Below are 18,272 nucleotides of genomic sequence, written 5' to 3' on the forward strand. Positions count from 1 at the left end.
CAGTGATGATCGGCATTTTTATTCAGGTTCTTCATGCGCCCAGGTATCGCTTGCGCTCCTGTTCCCGCTGCAACATGTCCAGAGGTGGGTAGTAGATATACAAGGAAGACTCGATGGCAAACCATGCCGACGCCAACATCACCCCGCCCGCTACCACGACCATACTGGCCAAAAACAGCCCCGTATCACCCAGTACATGCATGGCCGAAAAAATCAGTGAACCCGTGCCGAATCCAAAATATGGCACCGCCCAATCCACGACGGACAGCACCAAACAACCAAACACCAAGTGCGCGACTTTGTTCATCATCAACCGGTGCTGTTCTCGCAACTGCACATGCCGCTGATACCAGCTAAGCAGGAAGTCACTGTTTTCCTTCAGTGCCAAGTCCAGAAGGTCGTTGGCCCACACATAACCGATCCCCCTTGAAGGAGGTGTATAGGCATCACCCAAGAGCTTTGGAAAGGCCATTCGCAACCTTGTGCCGATCCCACGAACGATTTCCGTCAACAGCGGCAGAACGAAAGACACCACCAGCGCAAAAGAGGCCGCGGTGACCGCCAGGAACCCCAAGTCAGCGAGCAATGCATCGCTGCTGGTCGTCCACTCCACCAAGGGTGTACGGGTACGGATTAGCAAAGCGATATCGAGAAACAGCACAACGCTGACAAAGCGCATTGCCCAATGGAAATCCCATGCTTTTTCCAAGGCGCTGATACCCAATGGGGCGACCTTGGTTTCACCGGACGATTGAGAGGTTTCTGCCATCACGCCTGCTCCTTGAACTCAAACGCCAGACTATATCTCGAACACGCCAGGATCTGAGCCAGGAAGATGACAGGTTCAGGCAGGTGAACAAATAACGCACAAACAAAAACGCCGATCATCACTGATCGGCGTTTTTGTTGAATATGGAGCGGGAAACGAGACTCGAACTCGCGACCCCGACCTTGGCAAGGTCGTGCTCTACCAACTGAGCTATTCCCGCAAATGGCGTCCCCTAGGGGACTCGAACCCCTGTTACCGCCGTGAAAGGGCGGTGTCCTAGGCCACTAGACGAAGGGGACACGCTACTGAAACACATGGTGTGTATTTCAGTGCCCAGAGGCCTCGCCCGAAGACTTGGTCCTGGTTTCACTCAGTGCCGCCCGAAAGCCACACTGCTTGTAAATTGGAGCGGGAAACGAGACTCGAACTCGCGACCCCGACCTTGGCAAGGTCGTGCTCTACCAACTGAGCTATTCCCGCATATGGCGTCCCCTAGGGGACTCGAACCCCTGTTACCGCCGTGAAAGGGCGGTGTCCTAGGCCACTAGACGAAGGGGACACACGTACAACATTCACTCCCTACCGCGTTTCGCTGTGTGCTTTACGCTGTAAGTGGCGCGCATTCTATGGATGGATTGAAAGGTCGTCAACCCCCAAGGATAAATTTATTTAAATCAATGACTTCGCCCGTGTTTACCGGCCCGCGCGGGGCATTCTGCCCGTCCAGGCCTTGACGCCTATATTCTGGCGTCCGACAAGGCGCTATAGTTCGTTCCAGCAAGTGATGGCAATGTGCATCTACGCAGGGAGCGGCTACTTATATAGAAGAACTACCTGGGTAACTGGTCGATCAGTCCTATCCGTCGACAAGCCCAGTCACTACACTCCACTGTAAACCCTATCAAAGAGGTCACACCGGTGACACCACTCATGATCACCCTGCTGGTAATTGCCGGGATCGTAATACTGATCGCCATTGGCTACATGAACCACGTGGTGGAAAACAACAAGCTGGAAAAGAAGCGCACCGAGATCGAGCTTAATGATCGCCTGCGCCGTTGCGGTGAGATCACCGAGACCTTCCCTGGCCAACTGATGACCCCGGCGCTCAAGCTGTTATTGGCCCGCCTGGAGCTCAACGTCAATCAGCGCCTGTTGAACCTCAACAAGACCAGTGCACCGCTCAAGGCCCGTATCACCGAGCTGAACACGCTGGTGGCCCAGGGCGAGTCCATACCGGTGAACAACCCGCCGGCGCCGATCCAGACCGAAGCCAAGGCCAAGGACGTGCGCTTCCTGCTGGAAGCCCTGCATGGCCAGGTCACCCGCGCCGCCCAGGACGGGTTCCTGCCGACCAACGAAGCCAAGCACTGGATCAAGGAAATCCGTCATATCCTGGTGCTGTTGCACATAGAGTTCTTCAACAACCTCGGCCAGCACGCCTTGCAGCAGGGCCAGCCTGGCCAGGCGCGCCTGGCCTTCGAGCGTGGCGTGCAATACCTGCGCAAGCAGCCGGAGCCGGTGCTCTACAGTGCACAGCTGCAATTGCTGGAAGGTCAACTGGCCCGCGCCAACTCGACCGTGCTGGCTAACAGCAAACAGGCGGCGGAGGAAGTCAACGAATTGACCGAAGGCATGAAAGAAGTCGAGGCCGATGCCGAGTGGAAAAAGAAAGTCATCTACGACTGATCTGCCCACTCCCCTGTGGTGAGCGGGCTGCCCGCTCGCCCCAACATGCCATCAGTTTGCATCTATCGCCCCGCCCCCGAATAGCGTAAAAAAGTGCCCCTCACTCCGTGAAGCCAGAGGCCCGCTATGCCTATCGCCGTCATTGATGGACAACCGCTGCATTACGTCGACCAGGGCATCGGCCCTGTCGTCCTGCTCGGCTCAAGCTACCTGTGGGACCGCGACATGTGGGCCCCACAGATCGAAGCCCTGTCGCAACAGTACCGGGTCATCGTGCCCGAACTGTGGGGCCACGGCGAATCGGGCCAGCTCCCCACCCCCACCCACACCCTCGACGACCTTGCGCGCCAGGTCCTGGCCCTGCTTGACCATCTGGAGATCACACAGATCAACCTGGCAGGCCTGTCAGTGGGCGGCATGTGGGGCGCACGCCTGGCGTTGCAGGCCCCCGAGCGGATCAACAGCCTGGTGCTGATGGACACCTACCTAGGTGCCGAGCCAGAGGCCACGCGCCAGTATTACTTCTCGTTGTTCAAGATGATTGAAGACGCTGGCGCCATTCCTGAGCCGTTGCTGGATGTGATTGCGCCGATCTTCTTTCGCCCGGACATCGACCGCGAATCGGCGCTCTACCAGGATTTTCGCAAGTCACTGCAGGACTTTCCCCGGGAACGCCTGCTGCACAGCATCGTACCCCTGGGTCGATTGATCTTCAGCCGCGAAGATGTGCTGGAACAACTACCGCAGCTGGACGCCGATACCACCTTGGTGATGTGTGGCGAACAGGACAAGCCTCGGCCACCCGCCGAATCCAAGGAAATGGCCGAACTGATTGGCTGTGCCCTGATCCTGATTCCAGACGCCGGGCATATCTCCAGCCGGGAGAACCCGGATTTCGTCAACGAAGCGCTGCTGACCTTCCTCGCCAACCACGCCTGATCGCCCCCCTTCGATCGCCGCCTCTGTGCGGCGCTCAAAGGCGGAAGTGCCCCACCATCCCCTTGAGCTCCGCCCCCAACTGCGCCAGCTGGATGCTCGACGCCGCATTACCCTGCATGCTCAACGCCGATTGATCGGCACTCGCACGAATACTGGTGACGCTACGGTTGATCTCTTCGGCCACCGAACTCTGCTCCTCAGCCGCAGCGGCAATCTGCTGGTTCATCTGCTGGATCAACGACACCGCTACCGCAATGCTGCCCAGGGCACTTTCGGTTTCCAACGCATCGCTGACCGCCAGTTTGACCAGTTCGCCACTTTGCTGGATCTGCTGCACCGATGATTGCGCAGCGCTGCGCAAGGTACTGACCAGCCGCTCGATTTCTTCGGTCGACTGCTGGGTGCGCTTGGCCAGTGCCCGGACTTCATCGGCCACCACCGCAAACCCCCGGCCCTGTTCGCCTGCGCGGGCGGCTTCGATGGCCGCGTTCAGGGCCAGCAGGTTGGTCTGTTCGGCGACGCTTTTGATCACGCTCAGCACGGTGCCGATATTCTGGATTTCAGCACTGAGGCTCTCGATACTGGTGCTCGCACGGGTACTGGACGTGGCCAGCAATTCGATACGCTGCAAACTCTGGCGCACCACCTGCTGGCCGCTGTCGACTTTTTCATCCGCCGTCTGCGCAGCTTGCGCGGCCTGTTCGGCGTTGCGCGCCACATCGTGCACGGTGGCGGTCATCTGGTTCATCGCCGTGGCGACCTGCTCGGTTTCTTCCTTCTGGCTGCTGACCTCGACGTTGGTCTGTTCGGTCACGCTGGACAGCGACTGCGCCGAGCTGGCCAATTGTTCGATACCGGCCTGCAGGCCGCTGACCATCTGGCTGAGGCCGCCGCCCATCTGTTGCATCGCCTGCATCAACTGGCCGATTTCATCACGACGACTGACCTCCATGCGCCCGCTCAGATCCCCGTCGGCAATCTGTCGGGCTACCGCGATCACACTGCGCAGCGGCGCGACTATCAAGCGGGTAATCACCCAGGCCGCAATCAACCCCATCAGCAAAGCCAGGGCCGACGAGCCAATGATCAACATCGCGCTTTTCTTCAGTTGCGCCTGCATCGACAGGTCTTCAGCGTCATAGGCCTGGTTGACCCGGCTGACGACCTGGTCAGCTCGATCATGCAGTTGTTTGTAGACGACTTTTTCCTGGGCCAGCAGGCCGGTGTATTCCCCCAGCTTTTCGCTGAAGGCGGCGATATGCCCGGAGACTTCGTTGAGCACCGTCTGATAACCAGGGTCCTTGACCGACGTTTTCAATTGCTCGACCTGGGCCAGGGCCTGGTCGGCCTGCTCGATCTTGCCTTGCTCGGCGTCGTCAGCATCCGCCTTGCGGCTCTGGTCCAGGCGCACATGGGCTTCGTTCATGGCCTGCAACATCAAGCGTGAAACCTGACTGATCTGGCCTGCCTGCTCGATGAACTCGGCGCCCTCCTTACCTTGGCTTTCCTTGAGGCCATAGGCGCCGTCGTCCGCCAGCCCGGCCTGCAATACATCCAGGTTATTCGCCACGCTGGACACCGACCAACTGGCCATTTCCAGCGCCAGGTCCTTGGTCTGCGTCAGCTCGACAAACTCATCGAACGCCTTCCGGTAGGCTGCCAGAGCCTGCTCGACCTCGGCCATCACCGGCACATTCGCCGCAGACTGGGCCTTGAGGCCGGCCGCCTGGGCCGCCAGGGCATCGAGACTTTCATGCAAGGCGTCGACGGCCTTGGGGTCGGCGTGCAGCGCGTAATCCTGTTCGATCAGGCGCACCTTGAGCAAGCCGCTGTTAAGCGACGACATGGCCTTGAGGCCTTCAAAACGCAGGCCAACGGTTTGCAGGGACCACACGCCGATAGCCGCGACCAACGCCGTCAGCAGCAGCACCAGGGTGAAGCCCAAGCCCAGTTTTTTCGCCATACCCAGGTTGGCGAAACGTCGTTGCACGCCTGAAATCATTGCACTTGAATCCTCTTGCAATGGCGGACGCCATCAAGTCCGATGGACAAGCAACGAGATTCGCAACCAAAAGGCACTGAGCACAAGGCACTGGCGCCACAATAATGGCAAAAAGCTACACGCTCGTCGTTTTCAGAATGGTCGAGGTCGATCTGGCGGGCCCCATCGCACGAAACAACGCCAAGGCACGTTGATCAGTAGCATAGGCGACATTGAGGCGTAGCCACTCACTGTGACTACCGCTTGGACTGAACAACGCCCCGGGCGACAGCAACACCCCCAACTGCCGGGCGCACGCCTGCAACCGCGAAGGCTGCGCCGCCCCCGGACGTGCCCACAGGAACATACCGCCGGTGGGTACGGCGAACACCTCCCACTCTTCGTCCTCCAGCACTTGCAGGGTCACGGCCATTTCACTGCTCAACCGCTTGCGCAGGCGCTGCACCCACTTGCGATAGGTACCATTGGCCAGCAACGTGGCGACCACCGCTTCAGCAAACCGGGAGGTGCCGAAACCGGTCAAGGTCTTGAGGCTGGCCAATTGCGTGATGATTGCGCTGCTGGCGCAGAGGTAGCCCACACGCAAGGCGCTGCTCAGGGTCTTGGAAAAACTCGCGACGTAGATCACCCGATCATCATGGGGCAATGCCGAAAGCCGCGTGCAACTGGCCTGTTGCAGGTCGCCGTAGACATCTTCCTCAATGATCAGGAAGTTTTCGCGGTGTGCCAGTTCCAGCAAGCGCTCGGCCACCACCCGGCACAGGCTGGTGCCCGTGGGATTGTGATAGAGGCTGTGAATGAACAGGCACTTGGGATGATGGTGCTGCAGCAGCGCTTCAAGTGCCGGGAGGTCAGGGCCGCCTCGGGTACGCGGTACTTCCAGCAGTTTCACGCCCTGAAACGCCAGCTGCCGGTAGAGATTGGCATACCCGGGGGTTTCGACCACCACGCTGTCGCCGGCCTTGAGCAGCGTACGTATCAGCAGGTCCTGGGCATGGCTGGCACCTGCGGTGGTCAGGATGCGCTCCAGGCTGGTGGCGATGTGAATCTGGGTCAGGCGCTTGAGCAGTTGCTCGCGCAGCGCGGGCAACCCCAGGGGAGTGCTGTAGTTGAACAGGCCGGCCGTGTCGGTGCGGGTGACTTCACGAATCGCGTAACTGATGTCATCGCTTTCGCGCCAGGCATCGGGCAACCAGCCACAGCCCAGCTTCAACTCGCCCAACGGATTGTCGGCAAAGGCGCCCCACTCGCGCTCCGCCCCCTCATACCAGTTGCCTTCGTGGCAGGCAGCCGGCTGGGCCACCACAAATCCCGAGCCCTGCCGGGGCGCCAGCACCCCTTGGGCGACCATCCGTTCGAATGCTTCGATCACACTGGATTGGCTGAGCAGGTTGTCCAGGGCCAACTGGCGGACGGACGGCAAGCGTGTTCCGGGGCTCACGCCGTCCTTGCGAATCCATTGCACCACTGCACTGACGATTTGCTGCACTACCGGTACAAGGGCCTGTCGATCGATCCCTAAATCCATGAGCCACTCACTTCAACTGTCTGTTATCAACCCGGAGAGTTAAGCACAGAAGCCGCAGGTTGCCGGCCGCATAAATTTATTAAAGTATTGATTTTATTGACTTATTTACCTACTGACACATATTCGATCACAGCGTTTTGCCAGCTCTGGAAAAGCCCCACGCGCCCCCAGACGTTTTCGAACAAGGGGCCGGCGCCAGGTCCTAGATAGCCGTCGCGCCACCGTCCACGGCCAAGGCGTGGCCGGTGGTGAACGCCGCTCCGTCGCTGCACAGGTACAGCACTGCGCTGGCAATCTCCTCCACCTTGCCGATACGCCCGACCGGGTGCATGGCGGCGGCGAATTCGGCCTTGCGGGGGTCGGCTTCATAGGCGCGCCGGAACATATCGGTATCGATCACCGCCGGGCAGACGGCATTGACGCGGATTTTCTTCTTCGCGTACTCGATCGCCGCCGATTTGGTCAGGCCGATCACCGCATGTTTGGAGGCTGCATAGATACTCATCTTCGGCGCCGCGCCCAACCCCGCCACCGACGCGGTGTTGACGATCGCCCCACCGCCCTGGGCCAGCAGCAGGGGCAACTGGTACTTCATGCACAACCACACACCCTTGACGTTGACGCCCATGATCGCGTCGAACTCATCCAGGCTGCCGTCCGCCAGCCTGCCCTTCTCGATCTCGATGCCGGCGTTATTGAACGCATAGTCCAGGCGACCATAGGCCCCAATGGTCTGTGCCATTAACTGCTGCACATCCGCCTCCTGGGTGACGTTGCAACGCACGAACAGTGCCTCGCCTCCGGCCTGGTGGATAAGCGCGACCGTGCCCTCGCCGCCGGCTACGTCGAGATCGGCGACCACGACCTTCAAGCCTTCGGCGGCGAACGCCAGCGCAGTGGCGCGACCAATACCGGCGGCGGCGCCAGTCACCAGGGCGACCTGGCCGGAAAACGTCATGCTCATGGAGGATGTCCTATAGGGGTTAATTGCAGTGAACGGAGTCTAGCCAACGCCAAGACAGAGCTGTCAGCACTATCAGAAGGCCGGTTAGTGCCGTATGAGTCATGGTGATAAGGCAACCCGGCTCACTATCAATGGCACCTATCGATGAGCATTCGCACCCTCGGCTGACCTTGCCCCCGGGCCGTCCAAGGTCTATCAATCATGCTTCACTTCTAAAGAGTCCTTGCCATGACCGCCCAGACCAACCGCCAATTCCTGCTCGCCAAACGCCCGGTCGGCGCGGCCACGCGGGAAACCTTCACTTACCAGGTCGTGCCGGTGGGCACGCCCGAGGACGGGCAGGTGCTGGTGCGCAACGAATACCTGTCCCTCGACCCGGCCATGCGTGGGTGGATGAATGAAGGCAAGTCCTACATTCCGCCCGTAGGCCTCGGCGAGGTCATGCGCGCGCTGGGTGTGGGCAAGGTGATTGCCTCGAATAACCCGAAATTCGCCGTCGGAGACTACGTGAATGGCGCCCTGGGCGTGCAGGATTACTTCCTTGGCGAGCCGCGCGGCTTCTACAAGGTCGACCCCAATCTGGCGCCCCTGCCCCGCTACCTGTCTGCGCTGGGCATGACCGGCATGACCGCCTACTTCGCGCTGCTGGACACCGGCGCGCCCAAGGCCGGTGAAACCGTGGTGATCTCCGGCGCGGCCGGTGCCGTGGGCAGCATTGCCGGGCAGATCGCCAAGCTCAAAGGCTGCCGCGTGGTCGGCATTGCCGGCGGCGCCGACAAGTGCAAGTTCCTGGTGGATGAGCTGGGCTTCGACGCCGCCATCGACTACAAGAACGAAGACGTGCCCGCCGCCCTGAAGCGCGAGTGCCCCAAAGGCGTGGATGTGTATTTCGATAACGTCGGCGGCGACATTCTTGACGCGGTGCTCAGTCGGCTGGCGTTGAAAGCCCGCGTGGTGATTTGCGGGGCCATCAGCCAGTACAACAACAAGGAAGCGGTGAAAGGCCCGGCCAACTACCTCTCACTGCTGGTCAACCGCGCACGGATGGAAGGCTTTGTGGTGATGGATCACGCGGCGAACTTTGCCGCCGCCGGGCAGGAAATGGCCGGCTGGATGGCCCAAGGCAAGCTCAAGAGCAAGGAGGATATTGTCGAGGGGCTGGAGACGTTCCCGGAGACGCTGATGAAGCTGTTCAACGGCGAAAACTTCGGGAAACTGGTGCTCAAGGTCAGCTGATACACGGCAGATCCGCGCGTTCCCACGCGAACGTGGGAACGCGCATCGATCAGGCGATCTCGGCGACTACCGCCGCCAACGCCTTGGCCGGATCCGCCGCCTGGCTGATCGGACGGCCGATCACCAGGTAGTCGGACCCCGCGTCCAGTGCCTGGCGCGGGGTCAGAATGCGGCGCTGGTCGTCCTGGGCACTGCCCGCAGGGCGAATCCCCGGGGTCACCAGTTGCAACGACGGATGGGCGGTCTTCAAGGCCTGGGCTTCCAGCGCCGAGCACACCAGGCCATCAAGGCCGGCTTTCTGCGCCAGGGCCGCCAGACGCAGTACCTGCTCCTGAGGCTCGATATCCAGGCCAATACCCGCCAGGTCCTCGCGCTCCATGCTGGTCAGCACGGTCACGCCGATCAGCAACGGCTTGGGGCCGCTGCGCTGTTCCAGCACTTCGCGGCAGGCGGTCATCATGCGCAGACCGCCGGAGCAGTGTACGTTGACCATCCACACGCCCATCTCGGCCGCAGCCTTGACCGCCATGGCGGTGGTGTTGGGGATGTCGTGGAATTTCAGGTCGAGGAACACCTCGAAGCCTTTGTCACGCAGGGTGCCGACGATTTCCGCGGCGCAGCTGGTGAACAGTTCCTTGCCGACCTTGACCCGGCAAAGCCTTGGGTCCAACTGGTCAGCCAGCTTCAGTGCGGCGTCACGGGTGGGGTAATCCAGGGCGACGATGATAGGAGTCTGGCAGACGGACATTGGAATGGGCTCTCAGGCAAGTCGAAATCGGCGCGGATTGTAGCGCAAGCAGCGCCGTTGCGGGATCCGATGATCGGTAAATACTGACCAACCGCCATCAGCCGGGCATTCCAGATGATTATTTCAAAGCAGATACATTCATGACATGCCCACAACACGCCCTGCCGCTAGCCTCGCCCGCACGACCCACCGACCAGCACTACCAGCCATGGGGCTGGGCGCCTATGCTGAGCGCAACAACCAGGCAGATGATCGCACTATGCATACCCCTTCCGTCCCTGTGAATGACGAGCCCAAAGGCGCGGTGGTCGCCGATGACAAGCGCTGGAACACCCGTGCGCTGATCGTCGACGACGACGTGCCGATCCGCGAATTGCTGATCGACTACCTGGCACGCTTCAATATCCTCGCCACCGGCGTGACCGACGGCGCCGCCATGCGCCTGGCCATGCAAGCCGAAACCTATGATGTGGTGGTACTCGACCTGATGCTGCCGGGGGAAGACGGCCTGACGCTGTGCCGCTGGCTGCGCGCCGAATCGGATATCCCGATCCTGATGCTCACGGCCCGCTGCGAGCCCACCGACCGCATCATCGGCCTGGAACTGGGGGCCGATGACTACATGTCCAAGCCCTTCGAACCCCGTGAACTGGTAGCTCGCATCCAGACCATCCTGCGCCGCGTACGCGATGACCGTACCGAACAGCGCGCGAATATCCGCTTCGACAACTGGCGCCTCAACAGCGTGTTGCGTCAATTGGTGGCCGACGATGGCCTGGTGGTGCCGCTGTCCAACGCGGAATTCCGCCTGTTGTGGGTGTTTATCGAACGCCCGCGCCGGGTGCTGAGCCGGGAGCAACTACTCGATGCCGCCCGTGGCCGCTCGATAGAGGCCTTTGATCGCAGTATCGACTTGCTGGTGTCACGCCTGCGGCAAAAACTCGGGGATGACCCCAAGGCACCGCAGTTGATCAAGACCGTGCGCGGCGAAGGCTACCTGTTCGACGCCCGGGATATTGGCTGATGCGCGCGCCCTTCAACACGCTGTTCGGTCGGCTGTTCGGCGTGTTGCTGGTGGCGATTGTGCTGGCCCATGGGCTGGCGTTCTTCTGGTTTCACCACTACGGCCAACCGCCGCCGCCCCCTCCTGAGCGATTTATCGAGCAGCCGGACGGGACCCTGGCGCCGATGCGCGACAAGCACCCCCGCCCCTGGTTTGGCGGCCCGGTGGTGCCCCTGACCTTTCAATTCGTCTCGTTGATTATCGCGGCCTGGTACGGTGCCAAACTGCTGAGCCGGCCGATACAGCGCCTGAGTGAAGCGGCGGAACGCTTGAGCCTGGACCTCGACAGCCCACCCCTCGATGAATCCGGCCCGAGGGAAGCACGGCAGGCCGCCTCGACCTTCAACCTGATGCAAAGGCGCATTCGCGAGCAGGTCAGCCAACGCGCGCGCATGCTCGGCGCCGTCTCCCATGACCTGCGCACCCCGCTGTCACGCCTCAAGCTGCGCCTGGAGCAGATCGAGGACACCCGGCTTCAGGGCCAGATGCGCCAGGACCTGAACGACATGATCGGCATGCTCGACGCCACCCTGAGCTACCTGCACGAACAGCGCACCAGTGAAACCCGGCATTGGCTGGATGTGCAGGCGCTGGTGGAGTCCATGAGTGAAAACGCCCAGGACCAGGGCTCCGATGTGCAATATGCGGGCAGTTGCCTGCCCTTGCAGGTGCAACCGATGGCCCTGCGCTCATGCCTCAACAACCTGATCGACAACGCCTTGCGTTATGCCGGCACCGCCCGCGTGGAGCTGGAGGACAGCCGCGAAGCGCTGGTCATCCGTGTGATCGACCACGGGCCGGGGATCGCGGTCGATAAGCGTGAGGCAGTGTTCGAGCCGTTCTATCGGCTGGAAGGTTCCCGTAACCGCAATTCCGGCGGCGTTGGCCTGGGCATGACCATCTCTAAGGAAGCGGCAGAACGCCTGGGCGGCCGCCTGAGCCTGGAAGAGACCCCAGGCGGCGGCTTGACCGCCGTGATGTGGTTGCCCAGGGCTTAAAGGGGCTTGTCTTCACGTCGAACCTGGGCCTGGGTTGCGCTCCAATCCATCAGCAGGCTGTAGGCCACGGCCAGCAGGGTCGGGCCGATAAACAGGCCGATAAAGCCAAAGGCAATCAAGCCGCCGAAGACCCCGAGCAACACGATCACCAGCGGCAGGTTGCCGCCACGGCTGATCAGGTACGGCTTGAGCACGTTGTCCACGCCGCTGATGATGAACGTCCCCCACACGCCAAGGAATACCGCGTAGGTGTAGTCGCCTTTCCACGCCAGCCAGGCCGTGGCCGGGATCCATACCAGCGGCGGGCCCATCGGGATCAGGCTGAGCAGGAACGTCACGATCCCCAGCACCAACGCACCCGGCACGCCGGCGATCAGGAAGCCGATCAGTGCCAGCAGGGCCTGGGCGGCGGCAGTGCCGATCACACCGTTGACTACCCGCTGCACCGTACCGGCCACCAGCTCGATGTAGTAGCCGGCACGGTCACCGATCAGGCGCTCCAGCAAACGATGCACGAACATCGCCAGACGCGGCCCGTCGCGATAAAAAAAGAACACGAACACCAGGCTCAGGGTCAGTTCGAGGATGCCGCCGCCGATCTGCGCACTGCGCGCCAACAGCCAGTTACCCACCTGCCCCAAGTACGGCTTGAGGCTGACCATCAGCGCCGCGCCCTGCTCGTCGATGCTGTTCCACATGCCGACCAGGCGTTCCCCCACAAAGGGAATCGCCGCCAACCAGGTTGGCGCCTCGGGCAGCCCATCGACCTGAATATCCTTGATCAATGCCACGGCATCGCGCACATGGTCCGCGAGATTGAACCCCAGCCATACCAGCGGCACCGCCACCAGCAACATCCAGCCCAAGGTCAGGATGCCGGCGGCCAGGGATTCACGGCCACCCAGCCAACGGGTCAGCAGCACCATCAGCGGCCAACTGGCAAACGCCAGCACCGCCCCCCAGAACAGCGCCGACCAGAACGGCGCCATCACCCAGAAGCTGGCACCAAACAGCACCAGCAGCAGGATTTGCACCAGCAGGCGATCGTTATTGAGCATGGGGTATCTCTAGAAAAGGCTGTAGGAAGAGAGCTTAGGCGAACGGCACGGGTCCGTTCGCCCTGTTACGGTCAGCGTATCAGATGCAGGTGCAAGCCTTTGGTTTCAGTGGTGCCGGTTTCCAGGCGAGCGGCGCGCACGCCTTTGTCGACCAGGGCCTGGCGCCAGGCTTCGGCTTTCGGGCCGGTCAGACTGACGCGCAAGGTCGTATCGAGGTTCAAGCCCCGGGAAATCAGGGTCAGCCAGGTGTCGTCCGGGTCGCCGCCAAGCGCGGGAAAATCCAGCTCACCGGTGCTTTTGAGCTCGCGCAACAAGGTGGCCGAGGTGGGCAGCAGGTCGCCCAGCGGTGCGCCGGCATCCAACTGCTCCACATGCAGGTAGGCACGACGGTTGCCTCGGGTGATGCCGTACATGGCCACCAGGGAGTTTTCCTGCGGGGCGGCCAGGCGCAGAAGCAGGTATTCCTGCTGCCCGTCGGCCCCTACCAGCTTGGCATTACCGAACACTTCGTTGGCCCACAGGCTGCTTTCACCGCAATCGCGGGCCTGGCACCAGAACAACAACTGCGCGCCGTTGGCCTGCAACGCTTCGCGCGTCGACGTGAACGCAGCACTGGAGGTGTGTTCGGCAGGCAGTTCGTAGGTAATCGCTGTGGCTCGCCCACGGGCAATGGCCTGGCCCTCGTAACGCAACTGGCCGCTGATCTTGCGGATCGCCCCCATGGGGTAGATGCGTTCCTTTTCTTCAGCGGGGCGGTAATCGACGATCTGTGCGTCGACCTGACGGGCCACGGCAGGCAGGTCCTGGCTTCCCGGCACATCGGCGGCGAACACCAAGGGGCTGAAACAGCACAGTCCAAGGGCACGTATACATCCTTTACGCAGGCTCATCGGATCGATGAGCCCTGGCCATCGGAGGTCGCAGCAGTGTTGAGTTGGTTCATGGTTGACTCCCTTTCAATCCGCCCAGCCTCGGCAGTTGACCGCCCCAAGTCAAGGCGCGGAGAAGAACCGATTGAAACAGTCTGCAACAAGGGCCGCACCGGGCTCATCATTCAGGTGTAAATGATGGCCACCCGGCAACGTGGTTACCGTAAAGGGTAGCTGGGAAAGCAATTCGGGATGTTTCGCCAACATGCCATCGGCGGCGACCACCAACTGCGTAGGGCAACCCACGCGGCGCACGAAAGCCATCGCCTGCTCATCGGTCAGGCGCATCGGCGAAGCCAGGGTCAGGCGACTGTCAGAGCGCCAGGTATAACCGCCCGGCACCGGCATCAAACCGCGCTGGGCCAGCAGTTCCGCGGCTTCACGGCTCACGGCGACCAAACCTTTCATGCGCGCCTCAACCGCCCGGTCGAGGGTGGTGTAGACCGGCTTGCGCTTATCCTGCAGGTTCAATTGCGCCTGCAAGGCCATGCCCAGGCGCTCGGCGGCGTTCTCACCGCTGGCCGTGGGCGGGATCACGCCGTCAATCAAACCCAGGTGCGTCACCCGTTCCGGCAAGGCACCGGCCAGCACCAGGGACACGATGGCGCCGAGGGAGTGGCCGAGTAATGCAAAACGTTTCCAGCCCAGTTGCTCGGCAACGTGCAGCACGTCGTGGACGTAATCCCACAAGGCATAACCGGCACCTGTAGGACGATGCGCCGAATGCCCATGGCCGGCCATGTCCAGCGCCACGATACGCAAACCCGCAAGCTTCGGCGCCAGGCGTGCAAAGCTGTTGGCATTGTCCAGCCAGCCATGCAGGGCGATCACCGGCAAACCGTCCTCGGGACCAAACAGATGGGCCGCCAACTCAATGTGCGGCAGGCTCAGGCGAACCTCTTCGACGGGTGTGCTCATGCGCAGCTGCGCTCCCGGGCTTCCCAGCGCGCGAACAGGGTCTTGATCAAGGTCGCGGTGTCCTGGGGGCGTTCGAGGGGAAACATATGGCCGCCGGGCATGGTGAGCATTTCGCCCATGGGCAGACGGTCGACGCCGCTGGCGTGGTGACGCATCACCACACGGCTCTGGCGACCGCGCACCACCGCCAGCGGCACTTTCAATTGGCGCACCTGGCCGGGGCTGGTGTGGGGCACGCCCCGGTAAATGCTGATTTCGGTGGCCGGGTCGAAACGCAGGCGCAGGCGATCGCCCGCCTGGTACAGGCCGTGTTGCAGGTAGGCGTCGAAGCATTCCGGGTCGAAGCCTCGGAACAGGGTCTTGCCGGCGAAGTAGCTGCGCGCGGCGTCCAGGTCGCTGAATTCTTCACGACGGCCCAGGGTACGGCCGGCCGGCGTGAGTCGGTCGATAAAACCGAAACGCTTGGCGGCGCGGATCACCCAGCGGTCGGCGCGGGTCAATACGGGCGAGTCGAGCATCACCACCCCGCGATACAGCTGCGGGCAGCGCAGGGCCGCGTGCAAATGCAGCACGCCACCCAGGGAATGGCCCACGCCCCATACGGGCTGCGGTTGCTGCTCCAGATGATGGATCAACTCGTCCACCAGGTTCTGCCAGTTATCGTCCACTGGGAACCTGGGGTCGTGACCGTGCTGCGGCAAGTGAGCCACCGCATACTCCGGAGCCAGGGCGGCAAACAGCTTGCCGTAGGTGGCCGAGGGGAAGCCATTGGCGTGGGCAAAAAACACGTGCTGCGACATAGCGGACCCATCTGCAAAAACCGAGATTGATTGTCACCAGCCCCAAGCCCCACAGCAATGACTGTAACTGCCAGGAATGATGACACTCACGCCACACCTATCGCGCCGGCGGGGTTTCGCCCAGAGGCACCACGGCCATGGTCAGCCGTGAGACACAGTTGCACTTGCCGTCATCGGTGGTCAGGCGAATATCCCAGACCTGGGTGGTGCGGCCGATATGGATCGCCTTGGCCACCGCCGTCACCCGCCCGCTGCGCACACCGCGCAGGTGGTTGGCGTTGACCTCCAGCCCCACGCAATAGAACTTGCTCGGGTCGATGCACAAATAGGCCGCCACGGAGCCGACGCTCTCGGCCAGAACCACCGACGCACCGCCATGCAGCAGACCGTAGGGCTGGTGAGTGCGGTGGTCGACCACCATGCTGGCGGTGAGGGATTCGTCGTCGAAGCTTTCAAAACGGATGTCCAGCAATTCACCGATGGTGTTTTTCTGGCCGGCATTGAGTTGTTCGATATTCGGTTGGGTGCGCCACAAGCTCATGGAATTGTCCTTATTGGTTTTATTACGACCCTAATCCTGCCACACAACTGCCTCGCTGCGCTCGCTCCAACGAAAAGCGACGGACATAAGACCCGATCCTCTGTGGCACGGCGATAGCCTACGGATTCTTCACGCTGACCAGGCTCATCAACCCCGCCAGCGGGAAGTCGCCCTCAAGCTCCGCCAGGCTGGCGGTGGACATCGGCTGCGGCTGGCGCTGATGACCATGCTGCAAAAAGCTGATCAAACTGCCGACCAGCGGCTGATGACTGACCAGCAGCACGTTGTCATCGCTGTCGAGCTTGCTCAGGACCTCCAGCGGATTACCCTCCGGCGTGAGCCAAGGCACCGTGCGGATATCCGGTTCGAAACCCAACGCGTCCCGCACCAACTGCGCAGTCTGCTGCGCCCGCACGTACGGGCTGGCAATGATCGCGCTGAGCGGCTGGCCGATCAGGTACGCCGCACTGCGCAACACCTCGGCGCGGCCATGCTCGGTGAGGTTGCGCTCGGCGTCCGTGCGGGCATGCCCCTCGGCCTCACCGTGACGCAAGACCCACACTTTCATAGCTTCGGCTCCTCATCCCGCACCGGGTGCGGCGCCGGCGGCACACTGTGGGCGGCTTCGCCCTCGGGAGCGCGCGGGGTTGGCCAGTCGGCGAACGGCCAAGGCTTCTGCTCGGTGTGGAAGCTGCCAAAGCGGCCGATCTGGGCAAGAAACTGGCTGAGGCTGTCGCCGAAGTTCATCAGGCCCAGGTTCGGCGCGCTGTAGACCAGGCGGTAGATCAACTGCACCACCACCAATGCGCCGAGCAGGAACTGCGCCACCTGCCACACCAGGGCAAACACCAGCATCCACAGGATACGCAGGACAATGGACTCGTACTTGGGAGCAGCTTTTGGATCGTTCATGGCGCGTTCCTCAGTTGAAACCACTGGTGGAAATAAAGTCGACGTCGGTTTTGGGCTCGGCCCGCATCAGCAACTCGATGACCTGGTTCAAGGTGCGCCCTTCAAACAGGATCGCGTGCAGCCCGGCGACCAGCGGCATGTACACGCCGACTTCCTGGGCCTTGGCCTTGAGCACCTTGAGGGTGTTGACCCCTTCGGCCACTTCGCCCAGGCGCGTCACCGCGTCTTCCAGGCTCAGGCCCTGGCCCAGGGCGAAACCCACCTGGTAGTTGCGGCTTTTCGGCGACGAGCAGGTGACGATCAAGTCGCCCACGCCGGCCAGGCCCAGGAAGGTCATGGGGTTGGCGCCCTGGTTCACCGCGAAACGGGTCATTTCCGCCAGGGCGCGGGTAATCAGCATGCTCTTGGTGTTTTCGCCCATGCCCAGCGCCACCGCCATGCCGGCAATGATCGCATAGACGTTTTTCAGCGCCCCGCCCAGTTCCACGCCAAAGCGGTCGCCACTGGCGTACACGCGGAAGGTCCGGCCATGCAGCACCGCCTGGACGCGCTCGCACAATGCCTCATCTTCGCTGGCGATCACCGTGGCGGTCAGTGCGTGCTCGGCGACTTCCCGCGCCAGGTTCGGCCCGGACAGCACGCCAATGCGCGCCTGGGGGGCGATCTCGGCGAGGATTTCGCTCATCAGCTTGAAAGTCTGCGCCTCGATGCCCTTGGTCAGGCTGACCAGCAGCTTGCCCGCCAGGCGCTCGGCATGGGGCGCCAGCACCGAGCGTAAGGCGCTGGAAGGCAGCGCAACAAAGCACAGGTCGCAGTCCGTCAGGGTGGCCAACAGGTCGGTGACCGGCTCGACCGCCGGATGAATTTTGATGCCTTTCAGGTAACGCGGGTTTTCGCGGTGTACGCGAATGGCCTCGGCCTGCTCGGGATCGCGCATCCACTGGCGCACCGCATGACCGTTCTCGGCCAGCAGGTTAGCCACGGCGGTACCAAAACTTCCGCCTCCCAGGACCGCAATAGGGCGCTGTTCAGTCATATGCAATCCGTTAATCCATACCAGTGGCGATGGCGGCATTATACGGGGCGACCCGCTTGCGGCCAGCCCCCGTATCAAATCGTGGGCCTGTCGAAAACTGCCATGTCCGTGTGACGGAATTGCAAGGGCGACGACTGGCAAA

General features: G+C 61.9%; 18 protein-coding genes, 4 tRNA genes and 1 pseudogene. 5 read left to right on the forward strand and 18 right to left on the reverse strand.

The annotated features are described in order from the left end of the window. Nucleotides 1-31 precede the first annotated feature (31 nt). The 5 genes from BB029_RS15800 to BB029_RS15820 form a co-directional block, all read right to left on the reverse strand. Entirely contained in the window at nt 32-769 is a 738-nt protein-coding gene (locus tag BB029_RS15800; RefSeq protein ID WP_065939906.1) for a hypothetical protein, read from the reverse strand. Nucleotides 770-913: 144 nt separating this feature from the next. Beyond that, nucleotides 914-989, reverse strand: a tRNA-Gly gene (locus tag BB029_RS15805). A gap of 3 nt (nt 990-992) precedes the next feature. After that, nucleotides 993-1,068: transfer RNA gene (locus tag BB029_RS15810), tRNA-Glu, on the reverse strand. 105 nt (nt 1,069-1,173) lie between these two features. Beyond that, nucleotides 1,174-1,249 (reverse strand) — tRNA-Gly (locus BB029_RS15815). Between the two features lie 3 nt (nt 1,250-1,252). Further along, nucleotides 1,253-1,328, reverse strand: a tRNA-Glu gene (locus BB029_RS15820). A gap of 359 nt (nt 1,329-1,687) precedes the next feature. Here BB029_RS15820 and BB029_RS15825 point away from each other — a divergent pair. Both BB029_RS15825 and BB029_RS15830 read left to right on the forward strand, forming a co-directional pair. After that, entirely contained in the window at nt 1,688-2,458 is a 771-nt protein-coding gene (locus BB029_RS15825; RefSeq protein WP_065939907.1) for a hypothetical protein, read from the forward strand. Nucleotides 2,459-2,584: 126 nt separating this feature from the next. Further along, a complete protein-coding gene (locus tag BB029_RS15830) occupies nt 2,585-3,397 on the forward strand; it encodes an alpha/beta fold hydrolase (protein ID WP_065939908.1) in 813 nt (270 codons plus the stop codon). A gap of 34 nt (nt 3,398-3,431) precedes the next feature. Here the strand turns inward: BB029_RS15830 and BB029_RS34295 are convergent, their stop codons facing one another. The 4 genes and pseudogenes from BB029_RS34295 to BB029_RS15845 all read right to left on the reverse strand — a co-directional run bounded on the left by BB029_RS34295 (nt 3,432) and on the right by BB029_RS15845 (nt 7,891). Beyond that, nucleotides 3,432-4,313 (reverse strand): methyl-accepting chemotaxis protein, encoded by an 882-nt coding sequence (locus tag BB029_RS34295; protein WP_371914624.1) that lies wholly within the window; start codon nt 4,311-4,313, stop codon nt 3,432-3,434. Next, a pseudogene (locus tag BB029_RS34300) lies at nt 4,293-5,399 on the reverse strand (HAMP domain-containing protein); the annotation flags it as partial. The pseudogene BB029_RS34300 and the gene BB029_RS34295, both read right to left, overlap by 21 nt. Nucleotides 5,400-5,514: 115 nt before the next feature. After that, on the reverse strand, nt 5,515-6,927 hold the full coding sequence (locus BB029_RS15840) for a PLP-dependent aminotransferase family protein (protein ID WP_065939910.1): 1,413 nt from the start codon (nt 6,925-6,927) through the stop codon (nt 5,515-5,517). Nucleotides 6,928-7,129: 202 nt separating this feature from the next. Next, nucleotides 7,130-7,891 (reverse strand): SDR family oxidoreductase, encoded by a 762-nt coding sequence (locus BB029_RS15845; RefSeq protein ID WP_065924512.1) that lies wholly within the window; start codon nt 7,889-7,891, stop codon nt 7,130-7,132. Nucleotides 7,892-8,119: 228 nt separating this feature from the next. Between BB029_RS15845 and BB029_RS15850 the strand changes: the two genes are divergently transcribed. Beyond that, nucleotides 8,120-9,127, forward strand: a complete 1,008-nt coding sequence (locus tag BB029_RS15850) for an NADP-dependent oxidoreductase (protein ID WP_065939911.1) — start codon at nt 8,120-8,122, stop codon at nt 9,125-9,127. Nucleotides 9,128-9,176: 49 nt separating this feature from the next. Here the strand turns inward: BB029_RS15850 and pyrF are convergent, their stop codons facing one another. After that, on the reverse strand, nt 9,177-9,875 hold the full coding sequence (gene pyrF / locus BB029_RS15855; protein ID WP_065924510.1) for an orotidine-5'-phosphate decarboxylase: 699 nt from the start codon (nt 9,873-9,875) through the stop codon (nt 9,177-9,179). 208 nt (nt 9,876-10,083) lie between these two features. Here pyrF and BB029_RS15860 point away from each other — a divergent pair, with 208 nt between their 5' ends. Together BB029_RS15860 and BB029_RS15865 are read left to right on the forward strand one after the other, a co-directional pair. Beyond that, nucleotides 10,084-10,899 (forward strand): response regulator, encoded by an 816-nt coding sequence (locus BB029_RS15860; protein ID WP_083236427.1) that lies wholly within the window; start codon nt 10,084-10,086, stop codon nt 10,897-10,899. Beyond that, entirely contained in the window at nt 10,899-11,936 is a 1,038-nt protein-coding gene (locus BB029_RS15865; protein WP_065939912.1) for a HAMP domain-containing sensor histidine kinase, read from the forward strand. The genes BB029_RS15860 and BB029_RS15865 overlap by 1 nt, the downstream gene beginning before the upstream one ends. On the opposite strand, the gene BB029_RS15870 is transcribed toward BB029_RS15865, so the two are convergent. From BB029_RS15870 to BB029_RS15905, 8 genes are all read right to left on the reverse strand, one after another. Then, nucleotides 11,933-12,994 carry an AI-2E family transporter gene (locus BB029_RS15870; RefSeq protein ID WP_027607081.1) on the reverse strand — a complete coding sequence of 354 codons (1,062 nt, stop codon included), beginning with the start codon at nt 12,992-12,994 and terminating at the stop codon, nt 11,933-11,935. The two genes, BB029_RS15865 and BB029_RS15870, sit on opposite strands and share 4 nt — an antisense overlap. 71 nt (nt 12,995-13,065) lie before the next feature. Beyond that, the gene (locus BB029_RS15875; RefSeq protein WP_065939913.1) at nt 13,066-13,884 is read right to left on the reverse strand and encodes a DUF4892 domain-containing protein; all 819 of its coding nucleotides are present in this window, start codon (nt 13,882-13,884) and stop codon (nt 13,066-13,068) included. Between the two features lie 102 nt (nt 13,885-13,986). Then, nucleotides 13,987-14,841 (reverse strand): alpha/beta hydrolase, encoded by an 855-nt coding sequence (locus tag BB029_RS15880; RefSeq protein WP_065939914.1) that lies wholly within the window; start codon nt 14,839-14,841, stop codon nt 13,987-13,989. Beyond that, the gene (locus BB029_RS15885; protein ID WP_027607078.1) at nt 14,838-15,641 is read right to left on the reverse strand and encodes an alpha/beta fold hydrolase; all 804 of its coding nucleotides are present in this window, start codon (nt 15,639-15,641) and stop codon (nt 14,838-14,840) included. The genes BB029_RS15880 and BB029_RS15885 overlap by 4 nt, the downstream gene beginning before the upstream one ends. A gap of 97 nt (nt 15,642-15,738) precedes the next feature. Next, complete coding sequence (locus BB029_RS15890) at nt 15,739-16,182, reverse strand: hotdog fold thioesterase (RefSeq protein ID WP_027607077.1); 444 nt, start codon at nt 16,180-16,182, stop codon at nt 15,739-15,741. A gap of 118 nt (nt 16,183-16,300) precedes the next feature. Further along, on the reverse strand, nt 16,301-16,750 hold the full coding sequence (gene sixA / locus BB029_RS15895; RefSeq protein ID WP_065939915.1) for a phosphohistidine phosphatase SixA: 450 nt from the start codon (nt 16,748-16,750) through the stop codon (nt 16,301-16,303). Then, a complete protein-coding gene (locus BB029_RS15900; protein WP_065939916.1) occupies nt 16,747-17,094 on the reverse strand; it encodes a DUF4389 domain-containing protein in 348 nt (115 codons plus the stop codon). The genes sixA and BB029_RS15900 overlap by 4 nt, the downstream gene beginning before the upstream one ends. 10 nt (nt 17,095-17,104) lie before the next feature. Further along, the gene (locus BB029_RS15905) at nt 17,105-18,130 is read right to left on the reverse strand and encodes an NAD(P)H-dependent glycerol-3-phosphate dehydrogenase (protein WP_065939917.1); all 1,026 of its coding nucleotides are present in this window, start codon (nt 18,128-18,130) and stop codon (nt 17,105-17,107) included. Between the last annotated feature and the right edge of the window lie 142 nt (nt 18,131-18,272).

It is taken from the genome of Pseudomonas sp. S3E12, from assembly GCF_001702295.1.
Lineage (GTDB): Bacteria > Pseudomonadota > Gammaproteobacteria > Pseudomonadales > Pseudomonadaceae > Aquipseudomonas > Aquipseudomonas marginalis.

Bases quoted from the DNA above. Each gene is read 5' to 3' on its own strand.
- BB029_RS15875 (WP_065939913.1), bottom strand. From the start codon at position 13,884: ATGAGCCTGCGTAAAGGATGTATACGTGCCCTTGGACTGTGCTGTTTC.
- BB029_RS15865 (WP_065939912.1), top strand. From the start codon at position 10,899: ATGCGCGCGCCCTTCAACACGCTGTTCGGTCGGCTGTTCGGCGTGTTG.
- BB029_RS15860 (WP_083236427.1), top strand. From the start codon at position 10,084: ATGGGGCTGGGCGCCTATGCTGAGCGCAACAACCAGGCAGATGATCGC.
- pyrF (WP_065924510.1), bottom strand. From the start codon at position 9,875: ATGTCCGTCTGCCAGACTCCTATCATCGTCGCCCTGGATTACCCCACC.
- BB029_RS15800 (WP_065939906.1), bottom strand. From the start codon at position 769: ATGGCAGAAACCTCTCAATCGTCCGGTGAAACCAAGGTCGCCCCATTG.
- BB029_RS15850 (WP_065939911.1), top strand. From the start codon at position 8,120: ATGACCGCCCAGACCAACCGCCAATTCCTGCTCGCCAAACGCCCGGTC.
- BB029_RS15890 (WP_027607077.1), bottom strand. From the start codon at position 16,182: ATGAGCTTGTGGCGCACCCAACCGAATATCGAACAACTCAATGCCGGC.
- BB029_RS15845 (WP_065924512.1), bottom strand. From the start codon at position 7,891: ATGAGCATGACGTTTTCCGGCCAGGTCGCCCTGGTGACTGGCGCCGCC.
- sixA (WP_065939915.1), bottom strand. From the start codon at position 16,750: ATGAAAGTGTGGGTCTTGCGTCACGGTGAGGCCGAGGGGCATGCCCGC.
- BB029_RS34295 (WP_371914624.1), bottom strand. From the start codon at position 4,313: ATGCAGGCGATGCAACAGATGGGCGGCGGCCTCAGCCAGATGGTCAGC.
- BB029_RS15840 (WP_065939910.1), bottom strand. From the start codon at position 6,927: ATGGATTTAGGGATCGATCGACAGGCCCTTGTACCGGTAGTGCAGCAA.
- BB029_RS15870 (WP_027607081.1), bottom strand. From the start codon at position 12,994: ATGCTCAATAACGATCGCCTGCTGGTGCAAATCCTGCTGCTGGTGCTG.
- BB029_RS15900 (WP_065939916.1), bottom strand. From the start codon at position 17,094: ATGAACGATCCAAAAGCTGCTCCCAAGTACGAGTCCATTGTCCTGCGT.
- BB029_RS15885 (WP_027607078.1), bottom strand. From the start codon at position 15,641: ATGTCGCAGCACGTGTTTTTTGCCCACGCCAATGGCTTCCCCTCGGCC.
- BB029_RS15905 (WP_065939917.1), bottom strand. From the start codon at position 18,130: ATGACTGAACAGCGCCCTATTGCGGTCCTGGGAGGCGGAAGTTTTGGT.
- BB029_RS15830 (WP_065939908.1), top strand. From the start codon at position 2,585: ATGCCTATCGCCGTCATTGATGGACAACCGCTGCATTACGTCGACCAG.
- BB029_RS15880 (WP_065939914.1), bottom strand. From the start codon at position 14,841: ATGAGCACACCCGTCGAAGAGGTTCGCCTGAGCCTGCCGCACATTGAG.